This window comes from Pseudomonas sp. PIC25 (genome assembly GCF_002286785.1).
Classification (GTDB): domain Bacteria; phylum Pseudomonadota; class Gammaproteobacteria; order Pseudomonadales; family Pseudomonadaceae; genus Pseudomonas_M.
This window is the reverse complement of sequence record NZ_MUJY01000162.1, coordinates 41,886-55,719: the sequence shown is the minus strand read 5'-3', so window position 1 is coordinate 55,719 and position 13,834 is coordinate 41,886. Positions and strand designations below refer to the sequence as shown.

12 protein-coding genes and 1 tRNA gene are annotated in these 13,834 nt (G+C 59.3%); 9 read left to right on the top strand and 4 right to left on the bottom strand.

What is annotated here, in order from left to right; all coding sequences use genetic code 11:
* Window positions 1–51: 51 nt before the first annotated feature.
* On the bottom strand, window positions 52–351 hold the full coding sequence (locus BZL41_RS20535; protein WP_095600987.1) for a PilZ domain-containing protein: 300 nt from the start codon (window positions 349–351) through the stop codon (window positions 52–54).
* Between the two features lie 212 nt (window positions 352–563).
* Between BZL41_RS20535 and rssB the strand changes: the two genes are divergently transcribed.
* Together rssB and rssC are read left to right on the top strand one after the other, a co-directional pair.
* A complete protein-coding gene (rssB, locus tag BZL41_RS20530) occupies window positions 564–1,751 on the top strand; it encodes a two-component system response regulator RssB (RefSeq protein ID WP_084337688.1) in 1,188 nt (395 codons plus the stop codon).
* Entirely contained in the window at window positions 1,748–2,230 is a 483-nt protein-coding gene (gene rssC / locus BZL41_RS20525; protein WP_084337686.1) for an anti-sigma factor antagonist RssC, read from the top strand. The genes rssB and rssC overlap by 4 nt, the downstream gene beginning before the upstream one ends.
* Before the next feature lie 56 nt (window positions 2,231–2,286).
* Here rssC and tal read toward each other — a convergent pair whose 3' ends face one another.
* Window positions 2,287–3,213 (bottom strand): transaldolase, encoded by a 927-nt coding sequence (gene tal / locus BZL41_RS20520; protein ID WP_095600986.1) that lies wholly within the window; start codon window positions 3,211–3,213, stop codon window positions 2,287–2,289.
* Between the two features lie 142 nt (window positions 3,214–3,355).
* Complete coding sequence (dusA, locus tag BZL41_RS20515) at window positions 3,356–4,366, bottom strand: tRNA dihydrouridine(20/20a) synthase DusA (RefSeq protein ID WP_095601008.1); 1,011 nt, start codon at window positions 4,364–4,366, stop codon at window positions 3,356–3,358.
* Between the two features lie 438 nt (window positions 4,367–4,804).
* On the opposite strand from dusA, the gene BZL41_RS20510 reads away from it, so the two are divergent.
* The 4 genes from BZL41_RS20510 to BZL41_RS20495 all read left to right on the top strand — a co-directional run bounded on the left by BZL41_RS20510 (window position 4,805) and on the right by BZL41_RS20495 (window position 9,517).
* Window positions 4,805–6,400, top strand: coding sequence for an RICIN domain-containing protein (locus BZL41_RS20510; RefSeq protein ID WP_095601007.1), 1,596 nt, complete (start codon window positions 4,805–4,807; stop codon window positions 6,398–6,400).
* A gap of 276 nt (window positions 6,401–6,676) precedes the next feature.
* A complete protein-coding gene (gene chrA, locus BZL41_RS20505; protein ID WP_095600985.1) occupies window positions 6,677–8,041 on the top strand; it encodes a chromate efflux transporter in 1,365 nt (454 codons plus the stop codon).
* Between the two features lie 121 nt (window positions 8,042–8,162).
* A complete protein-coding gene (locus tag BZL41_RS20500; RefSeq protein ID WP_095600984.1) occupies window positions 8,163–8,564 on the top strand; it encodes a PA2779 family protein in 402 nt (133 codons plus the stop codon).
* 62 nt (window positions 8,565–8,626) lie between these two features.
* Window positions 8,627–9,517: a PA2778 family cysteine peptidase gene (locus BZL41_RS20495; protein ID WP_095600983.1), complete on the top strand. Its 891-nt coding sequence runs from the start codon at window positions 8,627–8,629 to the stop codon at window positions 9,515–9,517.
* Window positions 9,518–9,556: 39 nt separating this feature from the next.
* Here the strand turns inward: BZL41_RS20495 and BZL41_RS20490 are convergent, their stop codons facing one another.
* A complete protein-coding gene (locus BZL41_RS20490) occupies window positions 9,557–10,840 on the bottom strand; it encodes an FAD-binding oxidoreductase (RefSeq protein WP_095600982.1) in 1,284 nt (427 codons plus the stop codon).
* A 184-nt stretch (window positions 10,841–11,024) separates the two neighbouring features.
* Here BZL41_RS20490 and BZL41_RS20485 point away from each other — a divergent pair.
* From BZL41_RS20485 to infC, 3 genes are all read left to right on the top strand, one after another.
* A tRNA-Val gene (locus tag BZL41_RS20485) sits at window positions 11,025–11,101 on the top strand.
* A 221-nt stretch (window positions 11,102–11,322) separates the two neighbouring features.
* Complete coding sequence (gene thrS, locus BZL41_RS20480) at window positions 11,323–13,245, top strand: threonine--tRNA ligase (RefSeq protein WP_095600981.1); 1,923 nt, start codon at window positions 11,323–11,325, stop codon at window positions 13,243–13,245.
* Window positions 13,245–13,796 carry a translation initiation factor IF-3 gene (gene infC, locus BZL41_RS20475; RefSeq protein ID WP_170837204.1) on the top strand — a complete coding sequence of 184 codons (552 nt, stop codon included), beginning with the start codon at window positions 13,245–13,247 and terminating at the stop codon, window positions 13,794–13,796. The genes thrS and infC overlap by 1 nt, the downstream gene beginning before the upstream one ends.
* Window positions 13,797–13,834 lie beyond the last annotated feature (38 nt).

The following is a 13,834-nucleotide window of genomic DNA, read 5'->3' as shown; positions in this document are numbered from 1 at the left end:
GCGGAAAGTACGAAGGCGGCCATTTGGCCGCCTTCGTCGTTTCGGGCTGGTTCAGCGCATCGCCAGGATCGACAGACCTACGGATTGCCGCCCGCCTTCGAGGTCGCTGACGCGCACCACTTCGGCTTCGGCCTCCAGGCCCTTGAGTTGGCTGTGATCCGAAGGTATCCGGACCCTGACCTTATCGCCGACATTCAGGGAGCACTCGGCTTCCAGTTGCATGCCGGTGCTCGACAGGTCAATGCACAGGGCGGGTAGCTCCCGTCCGGCGTACTGCAGGATCACCGGCGCTTCCAGGCGCATCCGGATGTAGTCGCGCTTCTCGCTGTAGGCTCGATCGCTCAGACTCATTGGACCTTGTCCTCTTGTTTTCGGGAGTTCCACTGAAGTTCTTATAACTCTCGCCGATTTCGAGTGTAAAGGCGGCCGGCGACGACCGGACGATGGCTTGAATCGACGATCGGATGAGAGTACCGTCTGCGCCTTGAAGCGAACCCAGTACGCGTCAGGGCCAAGGCCTGGCGCTAAAGCCAACCTCCTGGCGCCGTTTTGCCTGGTATCCCATGCACAATCCCAGTGCCACGCTGCTGATTATCGATGACGACGAGGTTGTACGCGCTAGCCTCGCGGCCTACCTGGAAGACAGCGGTTTCAGCGTTCTTCAAGCGAGCAACGGCCTGCAAGGGCTGGAAGTGTTCGAACGCGCGAAGCCCGACCTGGTCATCTGCGACCTGCGCATGCCGCAGGTGGACGGCCTCGAACTGATCCGCAGGATCAGCGAGCAAGAGGTCGACACCCCGGTGATCGTCGTTTCTGGTGCCGGCGTGATGAGCGACGCGGTGGAAGCGTTGCGCCTCGGCGCCGCCGATTACCTGATCAAGCCCCTGGAAGACCTGGCCGTGCTCGAACACTCGGTGCGCCGGGCTCTCGATCGTTCGCGCCTGCGTCTGGAAAATCGCCGCTACCGGGAAAAACTGGAAGCAGCCAACCGGGAACTGCAGGCCAGTCTCAACCTGCTGCAGGAAGATCAGAACGCCGGGCGCCAGGTGCAGATGAACATGCTGCCGGCCACGCCCTGGGTGGTGGATGGCAATCTGCAGTTCGCCCACCAGATCATTCCGTCACTCTACCTTTCCGGCGACTTCGTCGATTATTTCCGTGTCGATGAGCGCCGGGTCGCGTTCTACCTGGCCGACGTTTCTGGACATGGGGCGTCGTCCGCGTTCGTCACCGTTCTGCTGAAGTTCATGACCACGCGGTTGCTGTTCGAGTCCCGCCGCAATGGCACCTTGCCGGAATTCAAACCATCCGAGGTGCTGGGGCATATCAACCGCGGCCTGATCAACTGCAAGCTGGGCAAACACGTGACAATGCTCGGTGGGGTGATCGATGAGCAGACCGGCCGTCTGACCTACAGCATCGGCGGGCATCTGCCGTTGCCGGTGCTCTATAGTCAGGGTGAAGCGCGCTATCTGGAGGGCCGCGGCTTGCCGGTGGGGTTGTTCGAAGAGGCGGTCTATGCCGACTACGAGCTGGAATTGCCCGAGTCCTTCAGCCTGACCTTGCTATCGGATGGCATCCTGGACCTTTTGCCGGGCGAAACGCTCAAAGAAAAGGAGGCCGTCTTGCCGCAGCTGGTGAGTACGGCGGGCGGCAGCCTGGATGGTCTGCGTCAGGTGTTCGGGTTGGCCAAATTGGGCGAGATGCCGGATGATATCGCCTTGCTGGTGTTGAGCAGGAACCTTGCATGAGTACTGGTAAAATCCAGTTTGCCGAGCAGGAAGGCACCTTCGTCCTCAAGTTCGTCGGTGAAATCCGCCTGACGCTGTGTTCGGCGCTGGATGCGACCATCGAGAAAATCTTCAGTGCGCTGAACTTCTCGGCGATCATCATCGATCTTACCGAGACGCGCAGCATCGACAGCACGACCCTGGGCTTGCTGGCGAAGCTGTCGATCCTGTCGCGCCAGAAGGTCGGCCTGCTGCCCACCGTGGTGACCACCCATCCGGACATCACTCGTTTATTGCAATCAATGGGCTTCGATCAGGTGTTCAACATCGTCGATCGGCCGCTGCCGCGTCCAGAGTGCCTGTCCGACCTGCCGTCGCAGGATCAATCCGAGGAAGTGGTGAAGGCCAAGGTGCTGGAAGCGCACCGGATTCTCATGGGACTGAACGAATCCAACCGCGAAGCGTTCCACGATCTGGTCAGCGCGCTCGAACGCCACTGATCCTTCCCGTCCATGAAAGCGGGCGATACCTCTGCGGGTATCGCCCGTTTTGCATATCAGGCTTTGCTTTTCAGCAGGGCTTCGAGCTTTTCCTGGTCGCGGGCGAACAGGCGGATGCCTTCGGCCAGCTTTTCGGTGGCCATTGGATCTTCGTTCAAGGCCCAGCGGAAGCCGCTTTCATCCAGGTTCTGACGGGACTCGCCCGGACCTTTGCCGGCCAGCATGCGAGTCAGCGGGCCTTGGTCGTCGGCCAGTTGCTGGAGCAGCTCGGGGCTGATGGTCAGGCGGTCGCAGCCGGCCAACTGTTCGATCTGGCCGATATTTCGGAAGCTGGCGCCCATCACCACGGTGTCGTAGCCGTTAGCCTTGTAGTAGTGATAGATACGAGTTACCGATCGCACGCCAGGGTCTTCGGCGCCGACGAAATCGCGCCCTTCGGCCTTCTTGTACCAGTCATAGATCCGGCCCACGAACGGCGAGATCAGGAAGACACCGGCGTCGGCGCAGGCGGCGGCCTGGGCGAAGGAGAACAGCAGGGTGAGGTTGGTCTGGATGCCTGCCTTTTCCAATTGTTCCGCGGCACGGATGCCTTCCCACGTGGAGGCGATCTTGATCAGCACACGTTCCGGACCGATCCCTGCCTTCTCGTAGAGGCCGATCAGACGTTCCGCGCGGCGCAGCGTGGCTTGGGTGTCGAAGGACAGGCGCGCATCCACCTCGGTGGAAATACGCCCCGGAATCTCCTTGAGGATTTCCTGGCCGACGGCGACGGCGAAACGGTCGCAGGCCAGGCCCAGGTCGCCGTCGCAACCGCTCACGGCATCGTCCAGTAACTGGCCGTAGCGCGGCAGCGCGGCGGCCTTGAACAGCAGAGAAGGGTTGGTGGTGGCATCGACCGGCTTGAGACGGGTGATGGCGTCCAGGTCGCCGGTATCGGCGACCACCGTGGTGTACTGCTTGAGTTGTTCCAGCTTGGAAATCATGGAGGCTCTGTCCTGTGGGTTTGCTATGACCTTACCCGAGCGCTTCCGCAGGCTCAACGGGGCGGCACTATCGAACCGGGCCGGGCGAGGCTTGGTGAAAACAGAGCTTTGATCGTCGGAGGCGACTGTCGTTCCGCCGCTTTCAGCGCCCTTCGAGGAGTGCGCTGGCCCGGTCGAGCAGGGCGAGCGGATCGGCTGCCTTGTGAACATCCACCGAGAGCAACTGGCGGAAGCGCCGTGCTCCGGGAAAGCCTTGGGCCAGACCGAGAATATGGCGGGTGATGTGATGCATGGCGCCTCCCTCGGCGAGGTGCGCTTCGATGTATGGAAGCAGGCGGCGCAATGCCTCGGCACGACCGATCACGGGTGTATCGGTGCCGAACAGTGCGTTGTCCACTTGGGCGAGCAGGTAGGGGTTGTGATAGGCCTCACGGCCGAGCATCACGCCATCGAAGGTCTCCAGATGCGTCCGGCACTCATCCAGTGTCTTGATCCCACCGTTGAGGATGATTTCCAGGTCCGGGAAGTCTCGTTTGAGCTGCGCCGCGATCTCGTAGCGCAACGGTGGGATCTCGCGGTTCTCTTTTGGCGACAGGCCGGCAAGAATCGCGATGCGGGCATGGACGGTAAAACTGTGGCAACCGGCTTCGCGTACTTGTCCCACGAAGTCGCACAGCTCGGCATAGCTGTCGCGGCCATCGATCCCGATGCGGTGCTTCACCGTGACCGGGATCGACACGGCATCGCGCATGGCTTTCACGCAATCGGCGACCAGCCCCGGATGTGCCATCAGGCAGGCGCCGATCATGTTGTGCTGGACCCGATCGCTGGGGCAGCCGACGTTCAGGTTGACCTCGTCGTAGCCGGCCGTTTCCGCCAATCGAGCACAGGCCGCCAATTCCTCCGGCACGCTGCCGCCCAGTTGCAGGGCTAGCGGGTGCTCGGCTTCGTCATGGCGCAGGAAGCGTTCGCGGTCGCCATGCAGCAGGGCGCCGGTGGTGACCATCTCGGTATAGAGCAGCGTGTGCCGGGATAACTGACGCAGGAAGAAACGGCAGTGACGATCCGTCCAATCCATCATCGGGGCCACCGAGAAGCGACGGGACGGCTCGCAGGGCTGGGCGCGCGATGGGAAGAAGGGGTGGGCGGTCATTTGTTCGATCGGCATTCGTCTGGTTCAGGCAGCGGCATGTTATCGGTGCTGCCGAGGGCGCGCAGTCTACCGCAAAGAGGCTGGAGAAGGGGCGGTAGGACGACCGGGATCATCTTGATGCTGTTCACTCGCTGTCGTCGCTCATGTGATTACCATGAGAGATATGGGCATTGGGAGTTGGCATTGATAGAGGGAGGTTGTTCGCGAAATTTCAGACGAGGTCTGGGGCTAGAAATGTATTGCGGCGTTTTGCCAGTCTTCTCACATCAATGTCGTGCCGATCTGGCCAAAGCTGGCGCACAGCGTGCTCTTGGCATTGCTTTCTGTCATCCGGTCTGAAGTCTACCCATACAGGGGAGGCCAGGCACAGAATCGAGAGGAAACCCAATGAGATTATCACCCCAGGCACTTCGGCATGGGCTGCTGTGCGGCTCTTTCATGCTGGCGTGCTGCATTTCCGCATGGCATGCCCAGGCTGCTCCGGCGAAGTTCGTTCATCCTGGACTCCTGCATTCGGAAGTGGATTTCGAACGCATGCGGGTAAAGGTTGGTAAAGGAGCGCAACCTTGGGCAGCCGGTTTCGAGCGGCTGACCAAGAACCCTCATGCATCCCTGGGGTGGAAACCAAGGCCCGTGGAAATCGTTTACCGCGGTAACGATGGCGTGCATGGTCAGAATTATCCGCTGATCTACCGTGACGCCGCGGCGGCCTACGCCAACGCATTGCGCTGGAAGATCACGGGCGATAGCCGGCACGCCGATAAAGCAGTGGAAATTCTGAACGCTTGGTCGAAAGCGCTGAAGAAAGGTATGGGTTCCCTGCAGGGAACGTCGGATCGATTCCTGGTGGCGGGAGTTCAGGGCTATCAGCTCGCCAATGCTGCCGAGATCATGCGCACCTACCCGGGGTGGGCATCGAAAGACTTCGAGCGCTTCAAAAAAATGCTGCTTGATGTTTTCTATCCATGGAATCAGCGAATGCTGACAGTCCATAACTGGACCAGGCCTGAACATTATTGGGCTAACTGGGACCTTGCCAGCATGGCCTCAATGATGGCTATCGGTGTATTGACCGATCGACGCGATATCTACGATGAGGCTGTCGAATATTTCAAGCATGGGGATGGGAGCGGGGCGGTCAAGAATGCCGTCTGGTACATCCACCCCAATGGTTTAGGACAATGGCAGGAGTCTGGCCGGGATCAGGGGCATTCGGTGATGGGCATCGGTCTGATGGCGGCCATTTGCGAAATGGCCTGGAACCAGGGCGATGACTTGTATGGCTACGACGATAACCGTTTTCTCAAGGGCGCCGAGTATGTGGCCGCCTACAACCTTCTGAAAGATGTTCCGTTTAAGCCTTACTACAATCGCAGCCATGGCTTGCACACGGAAGTCTCTCCGGTGGCGCGTGGTCAGGATCGCCCCGTCTGGGCAGCGGTTTACAACCATTACGTGAAGCGCATGGGGCTCAAGGCGCCCAATGTCACTGAAATGGTGGCCAGGATCGGTATAGAGGGCGGCGGGGGTGATTATGGCAACAGCTCCGGCGGTTACGACCAGTTGGGCTTCGGTACTCTGACGTACACCGTTACCGGCCCGGTAGAAAATGGCATCTACGGTGTCGCTTCTCTAAACAGTGGCCTGTTGATGGATGCTGCGCAGGGTGGGAGCGAGAATGGCACGTCTATCATCCAGTGGAAGTTCAATCGAGGCGAAAACCAGAAGTGGCGTTTCCAGCATTTGGGCGATGATCGCTATCGGATCACCGGGGTACCTAGTGGTCGGACCTTGGATGTGGCCGATGGAGCGGTGAATGATGGCACCAAGGTTCATTTATGGAACTACTTCGGCGGCAAGAACCAGATATGGCGGGTGACCTCGGTGAGCAATCGATCTGTCCGACTCTGTCCGGTGCATGCGCCGGGCTCTTGTCTCGCGATCAAGGATGCCTCTAAGGCTGACGGGGCTCTGGTGCAGCTTTGGAAATACGCCGGCAAGAGCAATCAGCAATGGGCTCTCATCCCGCGTTGATGCTCGGGTAGGTTGGGGCAGGGATGCCGCCCCGAGCCGGTCGGGGCACGGTGCTTCGGCGTCGCAAGGGTTCTGGCTTTCTTGGCGTTTCGATGAGCTTTTGCAGCTCTTCTGCATGACGTACGAGGTGTTCTTGCCTGCGGGGGAAAACCGTAAGATGACCAGCCGCGCAGTCATCGATTCGCAGCGCGGAAGCGTTATTCTCGGTTCCTTTCTGCGGTGCGATGGCTTGGACCATTGCCCACGCTGGCTCACTTTGCGCAAATGGATGATTCAATGAGCGATTCCCCGACGCCCACCGTCGATGCTTTGAGCGAACCGCCCCGTCACGTCAGCCTCTTCGAGGCCTTTCTGTTCTGGTTGAAGCTGGGCTTCATCAGTTTTGGCGGGCCGGCGGGGCAGATCGCGATCATGCACCAGGAGTTGGTCGAAAGGCGGCGTTGGATATCGGAGCGGCGCTTCCTCCATGCCTTGAATTACTGCATGTTGCTGCCTGGGCCGGAAGCCCAGCAACTGGCGACCTACATCGGCTGGCTGCTGCATCGCTCCTGGGGCGGCGTGGTGGCTGGCGTACTGTTTGTGCTGCCTTCGTTGTTCATCCTCATTGCCCTGTCCTGGATCTACATCGCCTTTGGAGATGTGCCGGTGGTGGCCGGACTGTTCTACGGGATCAAGCCCGCCGTCACTGCCATCGTGGTGCAGGCCGCTCACCGCATCGGTTCACGTGCGTTGAAGAACAACTGGCTGTGGGCGATCGCCGCTGCGGCGTTCGTGGCGATATTCGCATTGAATGTGCCGTTTCCGTTGATCGTGCTGGGCGCTGCGGTCATTGGATATATTGGGGGGCGGGTGTCGCCGCAGTATTTTGTGACCGGAGGTGGACATGGGGCGGGAGATAAGACCTTCGGCCCCGCGTTGATCGACGATCACACGCCGACGCCGGAGCATGCGCGTTTTCGCTGGTCCCGGCTGATGTCGCTTGCCATGATCGGAGCAGCCTTGTGGTTGTTACCGATGGGGCTGCTCGTGGCCACCCAGGGCTGGGAAGGTACCTACACGCAGATGGGGTGGTTCTTTACCAAGGCGGCCCTGCTGACTTTCGGCGGTGCCTATGCGGTATTGCCCTATGTCTATCAGGGGGCGGTCGGTTACTACGGCTGGCTGACGCCGACGCAGATGATCGACGGACTGGCGCTGGGGGAGACGACGCCGGGCCCGCTGATCATGGTGGTCGCCTTCGTAGGTTTCGTGGGGGGGTACGTACAGCAGGTTCTCGGGCCGGATTCAGCGTTCCTGGCGGGTGCCCTGGCGGCGACGCTGGTCACTTGGTTCACCTTCCTGCCTTCGTTCCTCTTCATTTTTCTCGGCGGGCCGGTCGTGGAGTCGACCCACAACGAGTTGAAGTTCACGGCTCCTCTCACTGCCATCACTGCCGCCGTCGTGGGTGTCATCCTGAACCTCGCTGTGTTCTTCGGCTACCACGTGTTGTGGCCAGAGGGGTTCGCTGGAGTATTCGATTGGCCTTCGGCAGTGATTGCCTTGGGTGCCGCGGTAGCTCTGTTTCGCTACAAGCGGACGGTTATCGAGGTGTTGCTGATCTGTGCGGTCGTCGGCCTGGGCGTGCATCTTCTGTTGCGCTGAAGCGCTTTGCGCAGAGGGCCACGGCCAGGAACTTAGCCGCAGCGGAGTCGTCTATTCTTAGGAGGCCCTGCTGGCATTTCGGGGTCAAAAGACCATCAAAAAGAAAAACAGGAGTACCCCTATGATTTCCTCCTCGCTCCTACGTCGTTGGGCTGCCGTCCTGGCCGCCCTGCATTTCCTGTTCGTGGTACAGGTCCCTGTCGCGCAAGCAGCCATGGTCGGCACTCCAGAGGTATTGGCCGAGCAGCAGTTGCAAGTCGATCGCCAGCAACTTCTGACCATGCTGGACGACCAGGATGTGAAGAAGAAGCTCGAGTCCCTTGGTATCCAGAAGGAACAAGTGGAACAGCGCATCAACAGCCTGACGCCCGCCGAATTGGCTCAGTTCAATCAACAGCTTGACCAGGCGCCCGCTGGTGCCGGTGTGGTGGGCATCATCGTGCTGTTCCTGGTGATCTTCATCATCACCGACCTGCTCTGCGCGACCGATATCTTCAGCTTCGTGAAGTGCATCAACCGGTGAAATACGGACATTTCTTCCTTCTGTTATTGATAGCGCTCTTGGGAGCATGTGCGAGGTCTCCGGTGTTACCACCGGAGGCTTCGCGACTGCCCGAGCGGGTCGAACTGACCGATGTGCCGTTCTTCCCGCAGAGCGCTTACCAATGTGGGCCTGCGGCATTGGCCACCATGCTGAATCAGCGTGGGATCGTAACCAGTCCGGGTCTGCTGAAGGACAAGGTCTACATTCCCGGTCGTGAAGGCAGCCTGCAAATCGAGATGGTGGCGGCGGCGCGTGCTCACGACCTGCTCGTTTACCCGGTCGAGCCCCGTCTGGAGAATCTGCTGGCAGAAGTTGCAGCCGGGAATCCGGTGCTGGTGTTTCAGAATTTGGCCTACGATTGGTGGCCACAATGGCATTTCGCGGTGTTGGTGGGGTATGACCGCCGCGAAAAGACCCTGACCTTGCGATCCGGCACCACGCGGCGCTGGATTACCAGTTTCAGGAGCTTCGACAACACCTGGGCGCGTGGCGGCCGTTGGGCGGTGCTGACATTGCCACCGGATCGGCTGCCGGCGACCGCCGAATTGCGCCCCTGGCTGAAGGCGGCCAGCGATCTGGAAGAAACCGGTCGTCGCCAGGTAGCTCTGAAAGCCTATCGGATGGCTGTCGAGCGTTGGCCTGACGAGTCGGTCGGCTGGTTCGCCTTGGCCAATGGGCTGCATGCGGGGGGCGATCGCTACGGAGCAGAGCAGGCATTGCGCGAGAGCGTTAAGCGGGCGCCCGATTTCGCCGCCGGCTGGTTCAACCTTTCCGAGGTACTGGCGGAGCGTGGCTGCCAGTCGGATGCCCGGGTCTCGCGGGCCTGTGCACAGCGTCTGGCTCCTCAAGACCCGCGCTTTTCGGCGGCTCTTGGTCAGTCAGTCGAAACGGGTGCCCAGTGCGCAGTGCCGCCGCCTTGTCCTGGTTCCTGACGAAAGAACAACGGCGCCGAAAGGCGCCGTTTTTTCGGGTCATACTCCCAGGCGGTCACGCAGGCTGTAGTACCAGGCGCCAAGTGCGGTGAAGGGGACCCGGAACAGCTGGCCTCCCGGAAAGGGGTAGTGCGGCAGGCTGGCGAAGGCATCGAACCGTTCGGCCTGACCCCTCAGGCTTTCTGCCAGCACCTTGCCGGCCAGGTGGGTATAGGTCACGCCATGGCCACTGCAGCCTTGCGAGTAGTAGATGTTGTCGCCCAGCCTTCCTACTTGGGGTAGGCGAGACAGGGTGAGCAGGAAGTTGCCGGTCCAGGCGAACTCGATCTTTACATTCTTCAATTGCGGGAACGTCTTCAACATCTTCGGGCGGATGATCGCTTCGATGTTGGCCGGGTCGCGTGCTCCATAGACCACTCCGCCTCCATAGATCAGGCGTTTATCGCCGGAAAGACGGTAGTAATCCAGCAGGTAATTACAGTCTTCCACGCAGTAGTCCTGTGGTAGAAGACTGTGGGCCAGGTCTTCACCAAGCGGTTCGGTGGTGATGACCTGAGTTCCGCAAGGCATGGACTTGGCTGCCAGTTCGGGAATCAGGTTTCCAAGGTAGGCATTGCCCGCTACCACGACGAACTTGGCCCTGACCCTTCCTTGCGGAGTGTGAACGATCGGGGTGGCGCCACGCTCGATGCGGACCGCCGGCGACTGTTCGTAGATGGTGCCGCCAAGCGATTCCACGGCAGCCGCTTCACCCAGTGCCAGATTGAGCGGGTGAATATGCCCGCCGCTCATGTCCAGCATCCCACCAACGTAATTGTCGGTCGCCACGACATCGCGGATGCCCTTGGCATCCAGCAACTCCAACTGGTTGTGCCCATAGCGTTCCCAGAGCTCTTTCTGGGCTTCCAGGTGCCCCATCTGCCTGGCGGTGAATGCGGCGAATACACCACCGTCCTTCAGGTCGCATTGAATACCGTACTTGGCGATGCGCTCGCGAATGATCCGGCCGCCTTCGAAGGCCATTTGGCCCAGTAGCTGGGCTTGACGGGGGCCGACGCTACGCTCGATGACATCGATGTCCCGGCTATAGCTGTTGACGATCTGCCCGCCATTCCGACCTGAAGCCCCGAAGCCCACTTTGGCTGCTTCGACGATGCAAACCTTGAAGCCGCTTTCGAGAAGGAAGAGGGCCGTGGAGAGTCCAGTGTAGCCGGCGCCAATAACGCAGATATCAGCGTCGCGCTCGCCTTCGAGTGCCGGGCGGACCGGGGCTGGATTGGCTGAGGCGGCATAGTAGGAAAGGGGGTAGGGCGTGTGCGCCATCTTGCAACCTCTGTTTTTTATTTTTTACGAACGCAGCGATCCTACCCGAGTTGGAAATGCCCGGCTAGGGGCTGTGCAAAATTATTGACGCTCATCTGAACATTAAAAAATCCACTTTTTCAGTCAGTTAGCGAAAAAAGTGTTGACAGTGGTTCAGGCTTCCGTAAAATGCGCGGCCAACAGCAGGCACATAGCTCAGTTGGTTAGAGCACCACCTTGACATGGTGGGGGTCGTTGGTTCGAGTCCAATTGTGCCTACCAAATCAAAAAGGGTCGCAGTGGCGACCCTTTTTTATTGGGTCGCTTGTCAGGAGCGAGGCTTTCTGAAAGCATCCCGGCTTCGAAACTTCCAGTGACTCTGGTCTGGTCTGATTGGCCTTCGGGCTCTGCCGCTGTGAGGCAGATAAATCGCCAGATCGCTTACTGGCTCATCCCAACCCACGTGGCCTTTGGTAGGGGTCACCACTAGGAGAGGAGGCGCCATGCCCATCATCACTCTTCCTGACGGCAGTCAGCGCTCGTTCGATCAATCGGTGTCCGTGCTCGAAGTGGCGCAGTCCATTGGGGCTGGCCTTGCCAAGGCTACGTTGGCCGGCAGGGTCAATGGTCGTCTGGTCGATGCCTGCGATTTGATCGATGCCGATGCGACGCTGCAAATCATCACGCCGAAGGATGAGGAAGGGCTGGAGATCATTCGCCACTCCTGTGCTCATCTGATCGGTCATGCGGTCAAGCAGCTGTACCCGTCCGCGAAAATGGTGATCGGGCCGGTGATCGAGGAGGGCTTCTACTACGACATCGCCTATGAGCGTCCTTTTACGCCCGAGGATGTCGCTGCCATCGAGCAGCGCATGCGTGAGTTGATCGACAAGGACTACGACGTCATCAAGAAGATGACGCCCCGAGATCAGGTCATCGATGTGTTCAAGTCGCGTGGCGAGGAATACAAGCTGCGTCTGATCGACGACATGCCCGATGAGCAGGCGATGGGCCTTTACTACCACGAAGAATACGTCGACATGTGTCGCGGGCCGCACGTGCCGAACACGCGTTTCCTGAAGGCATTCAAGCTGACCAAAATCTCTGGTGCCTACTGGCGTGGAGATTCGAAGAACGAGCAGTTGCAGCGCATCTATGGCACTGCCTGGGCGGACAAGAAACAACTGGCTGCCTATATCCAGCGCATCGAGGAGGCCGAAAAGCGCGATCACCGCAAGATCGGCAAGCGCCTGGATCTCTTCCATACCCAGGAAGAGGCGCCTGGCATGGTGTTCTGGCATCCCAATGGTTGGACGCTCTACCAGGTGCTGGAGCAGTACATGCGCGGCGTTCAGCGCGAGAATGGCTATCTGGAGATCAAGACGCCCCAGGTTGTCGATCGCAGCCTCTGGGAAAAGTCGGGCCACTGGGCCAACTACGCCGAAAACATGTTTACCACCGAATCGGAAAGTCGTGACTATGCGATCAAGCCGATGAACTGTCCGTGTCATGTGCAGGTGTTCAACCAGGGCCTGAAGAGCTATCGCGAATTGCCGATGCGCCTGGCCGAGTTCGGTGCTTGCCACCGTAACGAGCCGTCCGGCGCCTTGCACGGCATCATGCGGGTGCGTGCCTTTACCCAGGATGATGCGCATATCTTCTGCACCGAGGAGCAGATGCAGGATGAAGCGGCCGCCTTCATCAAGCTGACCCTGGATGTGTACGCCGATTTCGGCTTCCAGGATATCCAACTGAAGCTGTCGACGCGTCCGGAAAAGCGCGTAGGTTCCGATGAGCTGTGGGATCGGGCGGAGTCGGCCTTGGCGGCTGCCCTGGAGAGTGCCGGTCTGCCGTACGATCTGCAGCCGGGGGAGGGGGCCTTCTACGGTCCGAAGATCGAGTTCTCGCTGAAAGACTGCCTGGGTCGAGTCTGGCAGTGCGGCACCTTGCAGTTGGACTTCAACCTGCCGGTACGTCTGGGTGCCGAATACGTTAGCGAGAACAACGATCGTAAGCACCCGGTAATGCTGCATCGCGCGATCCTAGGCTCCTTCGAGCGCTTCATCGGCATGTTGATCGAGCACTATGAAGGCGCGTTCCCGGCATGGCTCGCCCCGACTCAGGCGGTGATCATGAATATCACCGACAAGCAGGCTGACTTTGCCCTCGAGGTTGAGAAAGCACTGAACCAAAGCGGTTTTCGTGCCAAGTCCGACTTGAGAAACGAGAAGATCGGCTTTAAAATCCGCGAGCATACCCTGCTCAAGATTCCTTATCTCTTGGTTATTGGAGATCGGGAAGTCGAGACTAGATCCGTTGCTGTGCGTACCCGCGAAGGTGTCGACCTGGGCTCCATGCCGGTCGATGAATTCGTCAGTCAGCTCGCGCAGGCGGTTTCCCGGCGTGGTCGCCAAGATTTGGAGTAATCATTATTAAGCGTGAAATGAGACAAGATAAACGAGCTCAACCGAAAGCCCCGATCAACGAGAATATCTCGGCACGCGAGGTTCGGTTAATTGGTGCGGACGGCGAGCAGATTGGCATCGTCTCGATTGATGAAGCGCTTCGTGTAGCTGAAGAAGCCAAGCTGGATCTGGTGGAGATTTCCGCCGATGCAGTGCCGCCTGTGTGCCGGATCATGGATTACGGCAAGCACCTGTTCGAAAAGAAGAAGCAGGTCGCTGCGGCGAAGAAGAACCAGAAACAGGTTCAGATTAAAGAAATCAAGTTTCGTCCAGGGACGGAGGAAGGGGATTATCAGGTAAAACTACGCAACCTGATACGTTTCCTTAATGATGGGGACAAGGCCAAGGTATCCCTGCGATTCCGCGGTCGTGAGATGGCTCACCAGGAGCTGGGCATGGAGCTGTTGAAGCGGGTCGAGAATGACCTCGCGGAATACGGCAGTGTCGAGCAATTTCCTAAGCTGGAAGGACGCCAGCTGATGATGGTCATCGCCCCCAAAAAGCGAAAATAACCTCCAGGGCACTGGCAGGCCTTGCGGTTATATGTATT

What these genes read in the sequence shown, in the direction of transcription:
- tal (WP_095600986.1), bottom strand. Translation starts at nt 3,213, where the DNA reads ATGATTTCCAAGCTGGAACAACTCAAGCAGTACACCACGGTGGTCGCC.
- BZL41_RS20510 (WP_095601007.1), top strand. Translation starts at nt 4,805, where the DNA reads ATGCTGGCGTGCTGCATTTCCGCATGGCATGCCCAGGCTGCTCCGGCG.
- dusA (WP_095601008.1), bottom strand. Translation starts at nt 4,366, where the DNA reads ATGACCGCCCACCCCTTCTTCCCATCGCGCGCCCAGCCCTGCGAGCCG.
- BZL41_RS20500 (WP_095600984.1), top strand. Translation starts at nt 8,163, where the DNA reads ATGATTTCCTCCTCGCTCCTACGTCGTTGGGCTGCCGTCCTGGCCGCC.
- BZL41_RS20535 (WP_095600987.1), bottom strand. Translation starts at nt 351, where the DNA reads ATGAGTCTGAGCGATCGAGCCTACAGCGAGAAGCGCGACTACATCCGG.
- BZL41_RS20490 (WP_095600982.1), bottom strand. Translation starts at nt 10,840, where the DNA reads ATGGCGCACACGCCCTACCCCCTTTCCTACTATGCCGCCTCAGCCAAT.
- chrA (WP_095600985.1), top strand. Translation starts at nt 6,677, where the DNA reads ATGAGCGATTCCCCGACGCCCACCGTCGATGCTTTGAGCGAACCGCCC.
- rssC (WP_084337686.1), top strand. Translation starts at nt 1,748, where the DNA reads ATGAGTACTGGTAAAATCCAGTTTGCCGAGCAGGAAGGCACCTTCGTC.
- rssB (WP_084337688.1), top strand. Translation starts at nt 564, where the DNA reads ATGCACAATCCCAGTGCCACGCTGCTGATTATCGATGACGACGAGGTT.
- thrS (WP_095600981.1), top strand. Translation starts at nt 11,323, where the DNA reads ATGCCCATCATCACTCTTCCTGACGGCAGTCAGCGCTCGTTCGATCAA.